At 71.8% G+C, this 15,782-nt stretch carries 12 protein-coding genes; 6 read left to right on the forward strand and 6 right to left on the reverse strand.

Annotated elements, in window-relative coordinates:
• Positions 1-38: 38 nt before the first annotated feature.
• Entirely contained in the window at positions 39-461 is a 423-nt protein-coding gene (locus tag Aau02nite_RS17995; RefSeq protein WP_212989611.1) for a GNAT family N-acetyltransferase, read from the forward strand.
• Here the strand turns inward: Aau02nite_RS17995 and Aau02nite_RS18000 are convergent.
• A complete protein-coding gene (locus Aau02nite_RS18000; protein ID WP_212989612.1) occupies positions 448-2,466 on the reverse strand; it encodes a HelD family protein in 2,019 nt (672 codons plus the stop codon). The genes Aau02nite_RS17995 and Aau02nite_RS18000 overlap by 14 nt on opposite strands.
• Before the next feature lie 249 nt (positions 2,467-2,715).
• Here Aau02nite_RS18000 and Aau02nite_RS18005 point away from each other — a divergent pair, with 249 nt between their 5' ends.
• Both Aau02nite_RS18005 and Aau02nite_RS18010 read left to right on the forward strand, forming a co-directional pair.
• Positions 2,716-3,567 carry a menaquinone biosynthetic enzyme MqnA/MqnD family protein gene (locus Aau02nite_RS18005; RefSeq protein ID WP_212989613.1) on the forward strand — a complete coding sequence of 284 codons (852 nt, stop codon included), beginning with the start codon at positions 2,716-2,718 and terminating at the stop codon, positions 3,565-3,567.
• 56 nt (positions 3,568-3,623) lie between these two features.
• Positions 3,624-5,165 (forward strand): COG1361 family protein, encoded by a 1,542-nt coding sequence (locus Aau02nite_RS18010; RefSeq protein ID WP_212989614.1) that lies wholly within the window; start codon positions 3,624-3,626, stop codon positions 5,163-5,165.
• 95 nt (positions 5,166-5,260) lie between these two features.
• Here Aau02nite_RS18010 and Aau02nite_RS18015 read toward each other — a convergent pair whose 3' ends face one another.
• Entirely contained in the window at positions 5,261-6,235 is a 975-nt protein-coding gene (locus Aau02nite_RS18015; protein ID WP_212989615.1) for an alpha-hydroxy acid oxidase, read from the reverse strand.
• A 37-nt stretch (positions 6,236-6,272) separates the two neighbouring features.
• The gene (locus Aau02nite_RS18020) at positions 6,273-7,229 is read right to left on the reverse strand and encodes an aldo/keto reductase (RefSeq protein ID WP_246595238.1); all 957 of its coding nucleotides are present in this window, start codon (positions 7,227-7,229) and stop codon (positions 6,273-6,275) included.
• Between the two features lie 156 nt (positions 7,230-7,385).
• Between Aau02nite_RS18020 and Aau02nite_RS18025 the strand changes: the two genes are divergently transcribed.
• Positions 7,386-8,993, forward strand: a complete 1,608-nt coding sequence (locus Aau02nite_RS18025) for a beta-1,3-glucanase family protein (RefSeq protein WP_212989616.1) — start codon at positions 7,386-7,388, stop codon at positions 8,991-8,993.
• Between the two features lie 285 nt (positions 8,994-9,278).
• On the opposite strand, the gene Aau02nite_RS18030 is transcribed toward Aau02nite_RS18025, so the two are convergent.
• Genes Aau02nite_RS18030 through Aau02nite_RS18040 form a run of 3 tightly spaced genes read right to left on the reverse strand, consistent with a single transcriptional unit; the run spans position 9,279 to position 13,616 of the window.
• Positions 9,279-10,109, reverse strand: coding sequence for an SWIM zinc finger family protein (locus Aau02nite_RS18030; protein WP_212989617.1), 831 nt, complete (start codon positions 10,107-10,109; stop codon positions 9,279-9,281).
• Positions 10,110-10,111: 2 nt separating this feature from the next.
• Entirely contained in the window at positions 10,112-13,180 is a 3,069-nt protein-coding gene (locus tag Aau02nite_RS18035; protein WP_212989618.1) for a DEAD/DEAH box helicase, read from the reverse strand.
• A gap of 55 nt (positions 13,181-13,235) precedes the next feature.
• Positions 13,236-13,616: a VOC family protein gene (locus tag Aau02nite_RS18040; RefSeq protein WP_212989619.1), complete on the reverse strand. Its 381-nt coding sequence runs from the start codon at positions 13,614-13,616 to the stop codon at positions 13,236-13,238.
• A gap of 67 nt (positions 13,617-13,683) precedes the next feature.
• On the opposite strand from Aau02nite_RS18040, the gene Aau02nite_RS18045 reads away from it, so the two are divergent.
• Entirely contained in the window at positions 13,684-14,454 is a 771-nt protein-coding gene (locus Aau02nite_RS18045) for a TetR/AcrR family transcriptional regulator (RefSeq protein ID WP_212989620.1), read from the forward strand.
• Positions 14,455-14,487: 33 nt separating this feature from the next.
• A complete protein-coding gene (gene mqnC, locus Aau02nite_RS18050; RefSeq protein WP_212989621.1) occupies positions 14,488-15,729 on the forward strand; it encodes a cyclic dehypoxanthinyl futalosine synthase in 1,242 nt (413 codons plus the stop codon).
• Positions 15,730-15,782: the final 53 nt, after the last annotated feature.

The raw sequence follows: 15,782 nt of genomic DNA on the forward strand, positions 1-15,782 counted from the left end.
TGTGCCATAAACCTCGGACACTCGCTTAGCATCGCGCGGTGAGTGATCTCGTCCTGCGGGCCGCCGACTCCCGCGAGCTGGGGGCCGTGCTGACGTTCTGGTCGGCGGCGGCCGAGAACGCCAGTCGTCCGCCGGACACCCCGGCCGCCCTGGCGGCGCTGCACCTGCGGGACCCGGACGCGCTGATCGTGGCCGTCGAGGGGGACCGGATCGTCGGCACGATCATCGCCGGCTGGGACGGCTGGCGGTGCCACCTGTACCGCCTCGCGGTGGACCCGCAACGCCGCCGCAACGGCATCGGCCGGGCCCTGATCGAGGCGGCGGAGAGCCGGATCCGGGCGCTCGGCGGCACCCGGATCGACGCCATGGTGCTGGACGACAACCCGGGCGCCCACGCCATCTGGGCAGCCCGGGGCTACCGGCGCCAGCCGGACTGGTCGCGCTGGATCAAGCCGCTCTGAGCGGTGCGGGCAGCGGCTCGGCGTGCACCACCGAGAGCCGGGACACCGCGCGGGTCAGGACCACGTACAGCCGGTGCAGGCCGCGGGGCTCGGCGGCCACGATCTCGGCCGGTTCGACGACGACCACGTGGTCGTACTCCAGGCCCTTGACGAGCGTGGCCGGCACGACCGTGACGCGCGCCTCGGAGTCGACGTCGTCGGGCGTCGCGGCGGCCAGGCCCGCGGCCGCGAGATGCGCGCGGAGCCGGTCGACCGCCGCGTCGGCCGCGATGACCGCGACCGAACCCTCGTGCTCCAGCGCCGCGGTCACCTCGACCAGCATCGCGGCATCCGCCTCGGCCGGCGACGGAACGCCGACGACGGAAAGATCACCGTCGCGGCGCAGGGAGACGGCCTCCGGCACGTCCACCCCGAGCGCCGGCAGCAGGCGGTTGGCCAGGGCCACCACCACGGCGGGTACGCGGTAACCGACCGTCAGCGGCACCACCACGGCGTCGGGCTTGCCGAGATGCCGCAACGTGACCCGCCAGTCCGCAGCGGCCCACGGCGCGGTGCCCTGGGCCAGGTCACCGAGCAGGGTGATCGAGCCGTGCTCACTGCGCCGGGCGATGGCCCGCGCCTGCATCGGCGAAAGGTCCTGAGCCTCGTCCACCACGACGTGCCCGAAGCTCTGCTCCCGCTCCAGCAGGCCGGCGGCCTCGTCGATCAGCACCAGGTCCGCCGCGCTGAACTTGGCGGCCTTCACCGTGCGCGGTGGCTTGGCCCAGCGCAGCACCTCCTGCTCGGCCTCGGTGAGGATGCCCTCGGTCGCGGTCGCCAGCAGCTCGGGGTCACTGAGCAGTGCCACGACCAGCCCCTCGGGGGTCAGGGCGGGCCAGACGTTGTCGAGGAAGTCGCGTACCTGCGGGATCCTGCCCATCCGGCGCAGCCAGCCCTCGTTGGGCGAGTTGCCGGTGCGGTACTCCGACTGGCGTTGCAGCAGCGCGACCACGCGCGCCCGGACCCGCTCGCGGCCGACCGCGTACGGCAGGTCCTCCCGGCGCGCCTCGTCCACGATCCGGCGCAGCGGTCCCGCGTCGATCCGCCAGCGGTACGAACCGTCCGACACCATGATCGGCTCCACCGGCTTGCCCAGCCGGCCCCACAGCGCCTGGCGCAGGACTGCCGCCATCCGGGCATCGTGCTTGAGCAGGGCGGCGGCCTCGTCGTCGTGGCCGCGTACCGGTGCCCGGGCGATCAGGTCGTCGACCGTGGCCTGCTGCACCTCGACCTCGCCGAGCGCCGGCAGCACCGCCGAGATGTAGGACAGGAACGCGGTGTTGGGCCCGACGATCAGCACGCCGGAGCGGCGCAGCCGCTCGCGGTGCACATAGAGCAGGTACGCGGCCCGGTGCAGCCCGACCGCGGTCTTGCCGGTGCCGGGCGCGCCCTGTACGCAGATCGAGTCCTCGAGATCGGCCCGGACCAGCTCGTCCTGCTCGGGCTGGATGGTGGCGACGATGTCCCGCATCGGCCCGACGCGGGGCCGCTCGATCTCGGCGGTCAGGATCCGGCTCTTGGTGCCGAGCTCCTCGCCGCGGTCCAGGTGCTCGTCCTCGAAACTGGTCAGCTCGCCCTTGACGAAGCCGAACCGGCGCCGGGTGGCGACCCCCTGCGGATCACGCACGCTGGCCCGGTAGAACGACTGGGAGAGCGGCGCCCTCCAGTCCAGCACCATCGGCTCACCGGCGTCGTCGGTGACGTGCCGGCGCCCGATGTGGTACGCGGTCTGCTCGATGTCCAGCTTGCCGAAGAAGAGCGGAGTGTCGGGATCGTCGGCCAGCTCGGCGACCCGGCGCGACAAGGTCCGGCCGAGGGTCTCGGCGCTGTAGGCGTCCCCGGCGATGTCGGCGCCGGAGGCGAAGAGGGACTCGGCCCGGCCCCGCATCCGGCCCAGCGCGGCGCGGGACCGGCTGAGATGGTGACGTTCGGAGATGAGTTCGCTGTCGAGTTCGGATGCGGGCACGCTGATTCCTATCGCGGTAGCTCGCTGCTCGCTCGCGTATCCGGCGACGGTTGGCCGTCGTCCGGCGCGGAGACGTCCGCTGCGGTGTCGACTCACCGCGGCCGTCAAGCGGCCACGTACGATACGCGACCCACCCCGCCCGGGCCACCGGTTTTCTCCCTGGACCGAACAGCGCGCTGAACGTGAGATAGGTCCCTCGGTGCAGGTGGAGGCCCGGCATGGGCAACCCGCCGGAGATAGCGTCGCAGCATGAGCGACGTAGTCCGGCGACCCCGGGTAGGCCACATCCAGTTCCTCAACTGTCTGCCGATCTACTGGGGCCTCATGCGCTCGGGGGCGCTGCTCGACGTCGACCTGCACAAGGACACCCCGGACCGGCTCAATGCCGCGCTGGTCGCCGGCGATCTGGACATCGGCCCGATCTCCCTGGTCGAGTACCTGCGCAATGCCGACGACCTGCTGCTGCTGCCGAATCTCGCGGTGGGCAGCGACGGCCCGGTGCTGTCGGTCAACCTGGTCTCCACCCGGCCGCCGGCCGAGCTGGACGGCCGCCCGGTCGCGCTCGGCTCGACCTCGCGGACCGGCGTGCTGCTGGCCCAGATGCTGCTGGCCGAGCAGTACGGCGCCGAGCCCGAATACTTCCGCTGCCCCCCGGAGCTCAACCAGATGCTGCTGGAGGCCGACGCCGCGGTGCTGATCGGCGACCCGGCCCTGCGCGCCATGTACGAGGCTCCCGGGCTCGGCCTGCAGGTCATCGACCTGGCCCAGGCGTGGAAGGAGTGGACCGGCCTGCCGATGGTCTTCGCCGTCTGGGCGGTCCGCAAGGAGTTCGCCGCGGCCCACCCGGGTGTGGTCAAGGAGGTGCACGAGGCGTTCCAGCGCTCCCGTGATCTGTGCCTCGGTGAGCTGGACGAGGTCGCCGAGGCGGCAGCCCGTTGGGAGCCGTTCGACGCTGCGACGCTGGCCACGTACTTCCGGGCCCTGGACTTCTCGCTCGGTGAGCAGCAGATCGCCGGGGTGCGTGAGTTCGCGCGGCGGGCCGCCGCGCGCGGCGAGGTGCCGGCCCTGCCGGCCGACGGGCCGGTATTCGCTCAGGTATAGCCCACTTTGCTCCATAGGGGGTAGCGCCGGCCGCGTCCCTAGTGGAGCATTGACCGGTGGCCATCCGAACGAACAGTCTCGCGCTGCGCCTCGCGCTGCCCATCGCCATGATCGGGCTGACCGCGGTCGGCGCGGCCGCCCCGGCGCAGGCCGCGGCCCCGGCCGAGCGGCCGACGATCGAGATCGCGGTGCCCGAGCGGGTGGTCACCACCGCCGGCGCCACCAAGACCGTTCCGTTCGAGGTCGTCAACGCCGGCCAGACCGCGGCGACCGGCCTGGTCGTCGACTTCGCCCGCACCGGCGCCGCGGTCGACCCGCGCCTCGGCTTCAAGCCGCCGCAGGGCTGCACCGCGACGGGCTGCCCGGCCGGCGACCTCGCTCCGGGAGCTCGCAAGACCCTCACGTTCACGGTGGCGCCCACCGCGGAGCTGCCCGCGGCCGGGGCGAGCATCGACCTGGTGGTCCGCGACGCCGGCGGCGAGTGGCGGGAGTCGACCAGCGTCACGGTGGTGCGCGAGGCCTCTGGAGTCGACCTCGAGACCGCTCCCATCCCGGACATCGCGCTGGTCGCGGGCGAGTCCGCCGTGCTGCCGATCTCGGTCCGCAACAACGGCAACCAGCCGACCGAGGGCGTCGGCCTCGCGCTGGCCGGTCACCGCTACATCACCTTCCCGAGCAAGTACAGCAACTGCGTCGAGGTCAAGGAGCTGCCGGGCGTCGTCTGCGTCTTCAACCTCACCCTCGCCCCGGGCGCGACCTTCGGCATGTCGCCGTCGACCCCGCTCACCATCGCGGCCGACCCGGCCACGCCCGGCCCGGCGAACTACACCGCCGGCGTGGCGGCCCTGAGCCTCGAGGACGAGGAGAACGACGCCGCCCTGGCCGCGGCGACGAAGGCCGCGCGGAAGCCGGGCGCCAAGCTGCAGCTGGAGCCGGCCGCGCGGAGCCTGGCAGCGGGCCGGGACGAGCTGAACGAGTGGGACAACTCGACCTCGTTCCTGGTGAAGGTCCCGAAGAACCCGGCCGACAGCGTGGCGATCGGCGACGACTTCGAGGGCAAGATCGGTGACACCCGTACGGTCAAGGTCGGCTTCCGCAACGACGGCCCGGCGACCGTGCTCCCCCGGTCCAAGTCCTGGATCCACGCGGCCAAGGTCCGCATCCCGTCGGGCCTGAAGCTGACCAAGGTGGACAAGCTCTGCGTCCCGAACGGCGACGGCGAGCCGAGCTGGAACAGCCCCGGCCAGGTCAGCGGCCACGACTACCTGTGCGTGGCCGCGAAGCCGCTGGCCGCCGGCGAGCGGCAGCTCTTCTCCTTCACCGCCAAGATCGAGGACGGCGAGAACGAGGACAAGGGCACGATCACGGTCGACGGCGGCGTGCAGGACTCGAAGACGACCAACAACGCGGCCAAGATCGAGGTCAAGCTGACCACGGGCGGCGGCTCCGGCGGCGGTTCGGGTGACGGCTCGGGCGGCTCCGGCGGCGGGCTGGCCATCACGGGCGCACCGACCGGGCGCATCGCCACCGCGGGCATGCTGCTCGTGCTCACGGGGACCTTGGCGCTGGTGCTGACCCGGCGTCGCCGACCCGCCTGACCTCGGACCTCAGCCTCGACGCCCGGCCGTCCGTCGGAGTTCGGTCGGGGCCGCGGCCGTTCGTCTGCGCCCGCTGAAATGCGGCCGACCGGGGGCTACGCCCGGGTCACCACGTCGGCGTTGATGTCGCTGACTGTCGGCAGGCCGGCCTGCGCCATCGTCCGTGCGAGGCCGGTCCGATAAAGATCCAGGCAATCCCGTACGCCGTCAGCACCGCCCGTGGCCAGCGCCCACAGGATCGGGCGGCCGATCAGCACGGCCTTCGCGCCCAGCGCCAGCGCCGTCAGGATGTCGCCGCCGTCCCGAAGGCCGCCGTCCACCAGCACCGGGACCCGGCCCGCGACCGCCTCGACGACCGGGCCGAGCGCCCGTGCGGTGGCGACCACCCGGTCCAGCTGCCGGCCGCCATGGTTGGAGACGATCACTCCGGCGGCTCCCGCGTCGACACACGCCGCGGCGTCCCGCGCGCTCAGCACGCCCTTGACCAGCACCGGCCGGCCGGCGATCCCGGCCAGCCAGGCGATCGCGCCGGAGTCGAGGGCGGGATCCTGCTCCCGATCCGCCGGCCGGGTCGCCGGGGACAGTGCACCGGCCTGCGGCACCGGCCTGGGGTGCACATACGGGGCGTCGGCGGTCAGCACGATCGCGCCTGCCCCGGCGGCGACTGCTGCGCGTACCTGTTGCTCGGTGATCTGCCGGTCCCGCAGCACGTAGGCCTGGAACCACCAGGGCCGGATCACCGGGATCTCCGCGAGCGGGCGGCCGGCCCGCGAGCTCAGCACGAACAACGAGCCTGCCGCCGCGACACCCCGGGCGGTCGCGGCTTCGCCCTCGGGGTGCGCGAGCGTGTGCAGGGCGGTCGGCCCGGCCAGCACCGGGGCGGTGAGCCGGGCCCCGAGCAGTTCGATCTCGGTGCTGACCTGGGACACGTCACTGAACAGCCGCGGAACGAACCGCCACTCGCGCCAGGCGGCTGTGGCCTCGTCCCGGGTGACCTGCGCGCCGAAGCCGTCCCGGTAGTAGTCGAAGACGGCCGCGGGAAGGGCTGCCCGGGCCGCCTCCTCCTGCATCCTCACCCTCCTGCCGGCCGGCGCCCGGTGGCCCTGCTCAGCGCGTCAGGATCTGGTCCAGGGCGGCCACGTCCTCCGCGGTGAGTCGCCACTGCCCGGCGGCGGCGTTCGCCTTGACCTGGTCCGGGGTTGTGGCACCGGCGATCACGCTGGTCACCGCCGGCTGCGCGGCCAGCCCGGCGATCGCGACGTCCAGCAGGCTGTGCCCGCGTTCCTTGCCGTACGCGGTCAGCGCCTCGATCGTGTCCCAGTCCGCCCCGTCCAGCCACCGCTGGTAGCGCTCCAGGGCCAGCCGGGTGCCCTCGGGCGGCGTCGCGCCTCGCTGGTACTTGCCGCTGAGCAGGCCGCTGTCGAGCGGGAAGAACGGCAGCAGCCCCAGTCCGAACCGCTCACACGCCGGCACGACCTCGTCCTCGACCTCGCGGTGCAGCAGGCTGTACTGGTTCTGCGCGCTGATGAACGGGGTGTGGCCGGCGGTCCGGGCCGTCCAGTCCGCGTCGGCGATCTGCCAGCCCGCGAAGTTGGAGTTGCCCAGATAACGGACCTTGCCGCTGCGGACCAGGTCGTCCAGGGCCGACAGGGTCTCCTCGATCGGGGTGGCCTCGTCGGGGGTGTGGATCTGGTACAGGTCGATGTAGTCGGTGCCGAGCCGGCGCAGCGAGGACTCGACCGCGCGGACGATGTACGACCGGGAGCCGCGGGCGCCGTGGTCCGCGCCGTTGAGCCCTTCCATGTCCATGCCGAACTTGGTCGCCAGCACGATCTCGTCCCGCCGGCCCTGCAGGGCCGCACCGAGGCACTCCTCGGAACTGCCGTGCGGGGTGCCGTAGATGTCGGCGGTGTCGAACAACGTGATCCCCGCGTCGAACGCCGCGTCGACGACCGCGCGGGTCCCGTCGAGGTCGAGCTTGCGGCCGAAGTTGTTGCAGCCGATGCCGACGACCGAGACGACCAGGCCCGAGGTGCCGAGGCGGCGGTAGCTCATGTCACTCATGATCCGAGCCTATGTCGTCGGCGTTGCCGAAATAATCCGGCAACACATCAGCCGTTGTCTATTGACACACACTGTTAACTATTTGATGCTGTGAGAGCGCTCTCACGAGGGCGTTCCCCCATCCCCCCTGCGCCGTCCGTCTCCCGAGGAGTCATCGTGCGTATCCGAACAAAACTCCTGCATGCGCTGGCCGCGCTGACCGTCACGGTGCCGCTCGCGGCCGTGGCCGCGGCCACGCCGGCCCAAGCGGTCGGCCCGGCTCTGCTGCCGGTCACCGTCACCAACAACTCCGGCCGCGGCGAGGCCGTCTACGTGTACGTGATCGGCATCAACCTGAACACCAACCGCCTCGGCTACGTCAACCAGGGCGGCACCTTCACCCCGTGGCCCGCCGGCTCGCTCCCGCCCTCGCCCGCCCCCGACGTGGCGATCGGCGGCCCCGGCAACGGCGGCGCCACGACGATCAACTTCCCGCGCGGCTTCTCCGGACGGGTCTACTTCTCGCTGGGGGAGAAGCTCAAGTTCTTCCTGACCCCGGACGGGCTGGTGCAGCCGGCGCCGTGGGCCAGCGGCGACGCCAACTACAACATCCTGTTCGACTGGAGCGAGTTCACCTACAACGATGCCGGCCTGTGGCTCAACAGCTCGCAGGTCGACATGTTCTCGGTGCCGCACGCGGTGACGGTGACCGGTGCCTCGGGCGCGACCAAGAAGACCGGCGAGCCGGTGAACAACGGCCGCAACAACGTGTTCAACGCCATCAAGGCGCAGCCGGGCTGGGCCAACACGGTGTACACCCGTTCGGACGGGACCGTGCTGCGGGCGCTGGCCCCGGGCAAGGCGGCGGGCGCCGGGCTGTTCAACGCGAACTACCTGGACTCGTACATCACGTCGGCGTGGAACGCGTACACGACCAAGACGCTCACCGTGGTGCCGTTCGGTGACCAGCCGAACACCAAGTACTTCGGCCGGACCTCCGGCAACGTCATGAACTTCACGAACAGCGCCGGTCAGCAGGTGGCCTCCTTCAACAAGCCCTCGTCGGCCAGCGTGTGGGGCTGCGACGGTGACCTGCCGGCGCCGAACGACCTGGTGAAGGGCCCGATCTCGCGGACCCTGTGCGCGGCGCTGAACCGCGGCACGCTGGGCACCATCGACACCCAGCCGAGCACCAACGCGGCGCAGTTCTACCAGAACAACCCGACCAACCAGTACGCCAAGATCATCCACCAGAACATGGTCGACGGTAAGGCGTACGCGTTCGCCTTCGACGACGTCGGCGCCTTCGAGTCGCTGGTGCACGACGGCGACCCGCGCGCGGCCGGGCTGATCCTGACCCCGTTCGGTGCGGGCGGGCCGACCACGCCGCCGCCGGCGGGCGGGGGACAGGCCCTGATCAGCAACTGGAACGGCAAGTGCGTCGACGTGCCGAACGCCGGCTTCGTCGACAGCGCCCCGCTGCAGACGTGGACCTGCAACGGATCCAACGCCCAGAAGTGGACGTCGGTGGGCGGCGCCCTGCAGACGCAGAACAACAAGTGCATGGACGCAGCCGGCGGCGCGACGGCCAACGGCACGCCGGTGCAGCTCTACACCTGCAACGGAACGGCGGCTCAGCAGTTCGTGCTGTCGGGAGCGGGTGACCTGGTGAACCCGCAATCGAACCGCTGCGTGGACATCAAGGACTGGAACGCTGCCGACGGTGGCCGCCTCCAGCTCTGGGACTGCGGGGGCTCGGCCAACCAGAAGTGGCGCAAGGGCTGACGGTGCGGTGATCGGCGGGCCTGCGCGGCATTCGCAGGCCCGCCGCCCGCCACCTTGCGGTATCCGGCGGGCCTGCTGACGTGCGCAGGCCCGCCGAAATCCGTCCATTGCCGCGACCGCCCCGGCCGGCCCGGCGACCGGGGCTCGACGTGGGTAGCGGTGCCGACGACGAGCCGGACGCCGGCAGCGACCGGACCGATGTGACGACGGGCCACCGCGGCCGCGCCGGGCCTGTGCGGACAGCGAGGCGGCGTGACCGCGACAACTACCCGGCCACCCGGCGAACTATGGGGACGACGGGTCGGCGAGGTCGCGGTAGGCCGGGCGGAGGATGTCGACCAGCGGGATGTGGCGGACGCGGATCTGGGGGGCGTCCAGCACCCGCAGCAACAGCTCCGGCGGCACCGTCACCCGGCCCGGGCGTTCGCGCAGCCGGCTCAGCGAGATGGCCGGTGTGTAGAAGTCGGTCAGCCGTGCCTGGAGCTCGACCTCCTCCACCGCGAGCGGATCGATGGTCTCGACCGGCTCGGGCAGGCCGCGCAGCGCGGCCAGCAACTCGTCCCGGCCGCGTCCGCGCCAGGCCAGCACCAGGAACGGGTCGTCGTCGAAGGCCTCCGCCAGCACGTAGAGCACCGCGGACACGTGCTTGCACGGCGTGCCCCAGTCCGGGCACGAGCAGGCCATCCCCAGTGCGGACGGGAACAGCGGCAGCTCCAGCTCGTCGAACAGGTCCACCAGCTCGTGCGGGATCTCGCCGGCCAGCAGGGCCGCGCGATACAGCGCCTGTGACCCCAGTGCCGCCAGCACCCGCGTCCACTGTGCGTCGTCGTACGCCGGGATGTCGATCGTCACCTCGTACGGCTGCGGCCGCGAGCCCTGCACCCGTCCCGCGACCCGGCCCGGCGTCAGCTCGAAGCCGATGACCTGGCCTTTACGCGCGTACGCCCGCCCGCGGGACAACCGGCCCGCGTCGCAGGTGCGCTCCAGGATGTCGACGAAGCGCCGCGACCACCACTGCTCGCCGATCTTGCCGCGTTTGGCGCGTACGGCGATGCCGCCGTCCACCTGGATCGGCCCGGTGCTGTCGAACCAGCGTCCCTGCGGGTCCACGGGCATCCTCAGCTCACCGCCACCGGGTCGAGCGCGAACAGTTCCCGCAGCTGGTCGGTGTTGAGGTCGGTGACCCAGTCCTCGCCCGTACCGACCACCGAGGACGCCAGCGCCTTCTTGCGCTCGATCATCGCGTCGATCTTCTCCTCCAGCGTGCCGGTGCAGATGAACTTGCGGACCTGCACGTTGCGGGACTGTCCGATGCGGAACGCCCGGTCGGTGGCCTGGTCCTCGACCGCCGGGTTCCACCAGCGGTCCACGTGGATGACGTGGTTGGCCGCCGTGAGATTCAGGCCCGTCCCGGCCGCCTTGAGCGAGAGCAGGAACAGCATCGGCTCCGTGTCGGTCTGGAAGCGTTCGACCAGCTCGTCGCGCCGCGCCTTGGACAGTCCACCGTGGAGCCACAGCACGGGCCGGTCCAGATGCGCGGCCAGGTACGGCTGCAGCATCGTCCCGAACTCCGAATACTGCGTGAAGACCAGGGCCTTGTCGCCGTCGGTGATGATCTCCTCGGTCAGCTCCTCCAGCCGGGCCAGCTTGCCGGAGCGGCCGGGCAACCGCGAGCCGTCCTTGAGCAGGTGGGCGGGATGGTTGCAGACCTGCTTGAGCTTGGTCATCGCGGCGATCACGTTGCCCCGCCGCTGGATGCCCTCGCTGTTGTCGATGACGGCCATCATGTCCTCGACCACAGCCTGGTACAGCGTCGCCTGCTCGGCGGTGAGGGTGCACCAGACCTTCATCTCGTTCTTCTCCGGCAGGTCCGAGATGATCGACTTGTCCGTTTTGAGGCGGCGCAGGACGAACGGCCCGGTGGCGCGTTTGAGTGCGGCCGTCGCGTCGGCGTCCCCGCGTACCTCGATCGGCTCCTGGAATCGGCGGCGGAACCGCTTCGCGGGCCCGAGCAGCCCGGGGTTGCAGAACTCCATGATGGACCACAGCTCGGCGAGGTGGTTCTCCACCGGCGTGCCGGTCAGGGCCAGCCGGGTCCGGGCCGGGATGGCGCGTACCGCCTGGGCCTGCCGGGTGCCGCTGTTCTTGATGGCCTGCGCCTCGTCACACGCGATCCGTCCCCATTGGACCTCGCGCAGAACGCCGAGATCGCGCAGGGCGGTGCCGTAGGTCGTGATGACGAGATCGGCCGTGGCGACCGCGGACCGGAAGTCCTCGTCACGCTTGCGGGCCCCGCCGTGATGGACGTGCACCCGCAGCGACGGCGCGAACCGGGCGGCTTCCTTCTGCCAGTTGCTGACCAGTGACATCGGGCAGACCAGCAGAGTCGGCGCGACCGGCACGTCGGGATCCGTACGCTCGGCGAGCAGCAGCGACAACGTCTGCGCCGTCTTCCCGAGGCCCATGTCGTCGGCGAGGATGCCACCCAGGCCGAGCCGGGCCAGGAAGTGCAGCCACGACAGTCCCCGCTCCTGGTACGGCCGCAGCGTCCCCTGGAAAGCCGCGGGTGTGGGCACCGGCGTGAGCCGCTCGGCCGCCTGCCCGGAGATCAGGTCACCGAGCGCCCCGTCGGCGGCCACCTCGACCAGCGGCAGATCCTCCTCGCCGCCGTCGACCACCTGCTGCAGCACCTCGCCGGCGGTCAGCTCACCCTCGCGGCGCTTGCCCACGGCCTTGAGCGCGGCCTTGAGCTGCCGGTCGTCCAGCTCGACCCACTGCCCGCGGACCCGCACCAGCGGCACCTTGAGCCGGGCCAGCTCGGCCAGCTCCTCGGCGCTGACCGTGCCGTCGCCGATCACCAGGTCGATACGGAAGTCGACCAGCTGCTCCAGGCCGAACCCGGAGTCGGCGGCGGCCTTGCCGGACGGCGTCTTGCTGCGGGTGCGGGTGGTGAGCTTCAGCCCGACCGCCTTGCGCCCGGCCCAGGCCGGCAGCTGCACGCCGAAGCCGGCTGCCTGCAGCAGGGGAGCGGCCTGGCGGAGGAAGTCGTGGGCCTCGCCCGTGTTCAGGGCCATGCCCGCCGGCCGGGCGTCCAGCAACGCCTCGTGCAGAGCGGGGAACAGCCGGACCGCGCGGCCGAGCCCGGCGAGCAGTGTCTCGTCGGGATTGGCCGGCAGGCCGGGCATGCGCGCACCGGTCCAGAGGTCCTCGGCGGGCAGGTAGAGGCTCGGGTCGTCGGCGGACTGCAGGGCGAAGTCGAGCGCCCAGTCGTCGGTGCCGGGCGCGGGCTCGGTCAGCCGGAAGCTGACCCGGATCGGGCCGTTGGCGTCGTGCGCCGAGCGCAACCAGCCGACCAGGGGCTTGGACAGCTCGGCGACCTCGGCCGCCTTCGCCCCCGGCAGCGAGGGGTCGGCGCCGGTCAGCGAGAAGAGCCAGCGCTCGGCGAGCGCTGTCCGGGGACCGGGGCGCAGCCCCAACAGCATCCGCTCCGGCATCAGGGAGCGGGCGGCGGTGTCCACCAGGACCTCGAGCGCGTCCCGCAAGGTGCGGCCGACACTGCCCGCGGCGCCGGTGTCGTCGGACGACCCGCCCACCGCGGCCGAGCGGCACACCGGTGGCATGGCCGCCGCGAAATCCCGGTAGCCGGCCGCGTCGGCCCCGGTGAGCACCGGCCGCCAGCGCCCGGCGGGCGTCCCCGACTCCACCACCAGCTGGGGCAGCATCCGGCCCCGGCGAGCCATGTCGCAGGCGTGCCCGGCCAGCACGCACAGATACCGCAGCGACGCCGCGGCGAGCCAGGGCCCGTCCGGATCGGGCTCGGCCAGTGCACCCAGCGCGGTCAGCGCCAGCTCGCCCGGCAGCACCAGCGCCGGCGTCTCCCAGGCGGCGAGTCGCAGCCCCCGGCCCGGTGCCTCGCTGCCGGCCTCCGGCGACGGCAGCGGGCCCTTGGCCGTCCCGGGCAGCTGCAGGGTCAGCTCCGACTCGGCGGCCTTGGCCAGCGCGTCCCGGAGGTCGTCCGACGAGCCGGTCAAAGCCGCGGCGAGCCCTCCGGCCGACACCGCGAACGGGTGGGGCCGGCGGCGGGCCCGGGAAGAGGTGGTCAGGGGGAGAGCGGGATCCTCGGCCCAGAGCGCGAGCCTCCCGGGCGCCGACTCACCGGCGATCCACACGCCATGCACGACGAGCACTGCGACTCCGATTCCGATCGACCTGTCGAGGTTAACGACTGAACGCGCCCGTGGCTCAGGCGGCAGGCCATTCGACCAGCTCGTACGAGATGCCGTTGGGGTCGGAGACCATGAAGAGGCGCTCCCCCCACGGCTCCTCGCGCAGCGGGAGCGTGATCGGCACGCCCTCCGCGCGCAGGCGCTCCTGCTCGGCCTCGAGATCGTCCACCACGAAGGCCACGATCACGCCCGTCGCGCGCTGCTCCCGCAACGGCTCGGGCAGCACCTCGATGCCCCGGCGCAGGAAGACCACGTCCACCGCGCCGTCGTCCCGGCCGAGGGAGGCGAATCCGTCGGCCGCCATCCGCTCGACGAAGCCGAAGTGGGTGGCGAGAAACTTGCTCGAGGCGGCGACGTCGTCGACGGTGAGCGATACAGCAGATGATGAGACCCGCACCGGAACCCCCAGGCTGATTAGTTGGACGCCGTATAAGATACGTCGTACAAGAAAGGAGTGCCACCCCGTGGCCGAGGCGCGACGCACCATCGACCTGCTCTGGTTCGACCAGCCGGCGAGCCGGCGCGGCCGCAAGAAGGGCCTGACCGTGGCCCAGGTCGTCGATGCCGCCATCACGCTCGCCGACGACGAGGGGCTCGACGCGGTGAGCATGCGGCGGGTGGCCCAGGAGCTGGGCGTCGTGCCCATGACGCTGTACACGTACGTGCCGGACAAGGCCGCTCTGCTCGACCTCATGCTCGACGCCGTCTACCTGCGGATGTCGCGGGAAGGCGGCGCGGAGGCGTCCTGGCGGGAGCGGCTGGCGGCGGTGGCGGAGGACAACCGGCTGCTCTACGCCCAGCACCCCTGGGCGGCGGGCATCTCGCAGAGCCGGCCGCCACTGGGCCCCGGCCTGATGGCGAAGTACGAGTACGAGCTGCGCGCCTTCGACGGCACCGGCCTCGACGACGTGGAGACCGACTCCGCGCTGACGTACCTGCTCGGTTTCGTGCAGGCCTCCGCCCGGGCCGCCGCGGACGCGCGGGCCGCGGCCGAGCGCAGCGCTCGCACTGATCAGGAGTGGTGGGCGGAGAACGGCCCGCTGCTGGAGAAGGTCTTCGATCCGCAGGCCTACCCGACGGCCGTGCGGGTCGGCGCCGCGGCGGGCGCCGCGCTGGGTGCCGCCTTCGATCCCGGCCATGCGTACGCCTTCGGCCTCGAACGGGTCCTCGACGGCCTCGGTGTGCTGATCGAGCGCCGGAGCCGCGAGCGGGACGTCAGTGACCGACGCCGCTGACGACTGCCGGATCCGGGACGTAGGCTTCGGGGCGTGACGGCGAACCCGGAGATCGACAGCATCCTGCAGCGTGGGGCCGACGGTGGGCGGATCACGCCCGAGGAGGCGCTGCTGCTCTACACCGAAGCGCCCTTCCACGCCCTCGGCGAGGCCGCTGACGCTGTGCGCCGCCGGCGTCACCCGGACGGGATCGTCACCTACCTGATCGATCGCAACATCAACTACACCAACGTGTGCGTCACGGCCTGCAAGTTCTGCGCCTTCTACCGGGCGCCGAAGCACGCCGAGGGCTGGTCGCACCCGATGGAGGAGATCCTGCACCGCTGCGGCGAGGCGGTCGAGCTCGGCGCGACCCAGGTCATGCTGCAGGGCGGCCACCACCCCGACTACGGCGTGGAGTACTACGAGAATCTCTTCTCCTCGGTCAAGCAGGCCTATCCGCAGCTGGCCATCCACTCGATCGGCCCCAGCGAGATCCTGCACATGGCCAAGGTGTCCGGCGTCTCCATCGAGGAGGCGGTGCTGCGGATCAAGGCCGCCGGTCTCGACTCCATCGCCGGTGCCGGCGCCGAGATGCTGCCGGACCGGCCGCGCAAGGCGATCGCCCCGCTCAAGGAGTCCGGCGCGCGCTGGCTGGAGGTCATGACGGTCGCGCACCGCAACGGCCTCAGCTCCACGGCCACGATGATGATGGGTACCGGCGAGACCAACGCCGAGCGCATCGAGCACATCCGGATGATCCGCGACGTGCAGGACCTCGCCGTGGCGAACGGCTACGTGGACTCGGCCGTCGAGCCGGAGGGCAGCGTGGGCGGCTTCCGCGCGTTCATCCCGTGGACCTACCAGGCGGAGAACAACCACCTCAAGGGCCGCACCCAGGCCACCGCCATGGAATACCTGCGCTTCATCGCGGTCTCCCGGCTCTTCTTCGACAACATCGCGCACCTGCAGGCGTCCTGGCTGACCACCGGCAAGGACGTCGGCCAGCTCGCGCTGCACCTGGGCGTCGACGACCTCGGCTCGATCATGCTGGAGGAGAACGTGATCTCCTCGGCGGGGGCCCGGCACCGGTCGAATCTGCACGAGCTGATCTGGATGATCCGCACGGCGGGCCGGATCCCGGCGCAGCGCGACACCCTCTACCGGCACCTGGCGGTGCACGCGACCGAGGCCGACGACCCGACCGACGAGCGCGTGGTCTCACACTTCTCCTCGATCGCCATGCCCGGCGGCGGCGCGGGCCGCACCGAACTCCCGCTCGTTGACGTTCGGTAGTCGATTGACCGTTCGGCGGAGGAAGAATTTCGGCCGGTCGGACGCAAAGTTCG

The sequence above is a fragment of the Actinoplanes auranticolor genome (assembly GCF_018332655.1).
Lineage (GTDB): Bacteria > Actinomycetota > Actinomycetes > Mycobacteriales > Micromonosporaceae > Actinoplanes > Actinoplanes auranticolor.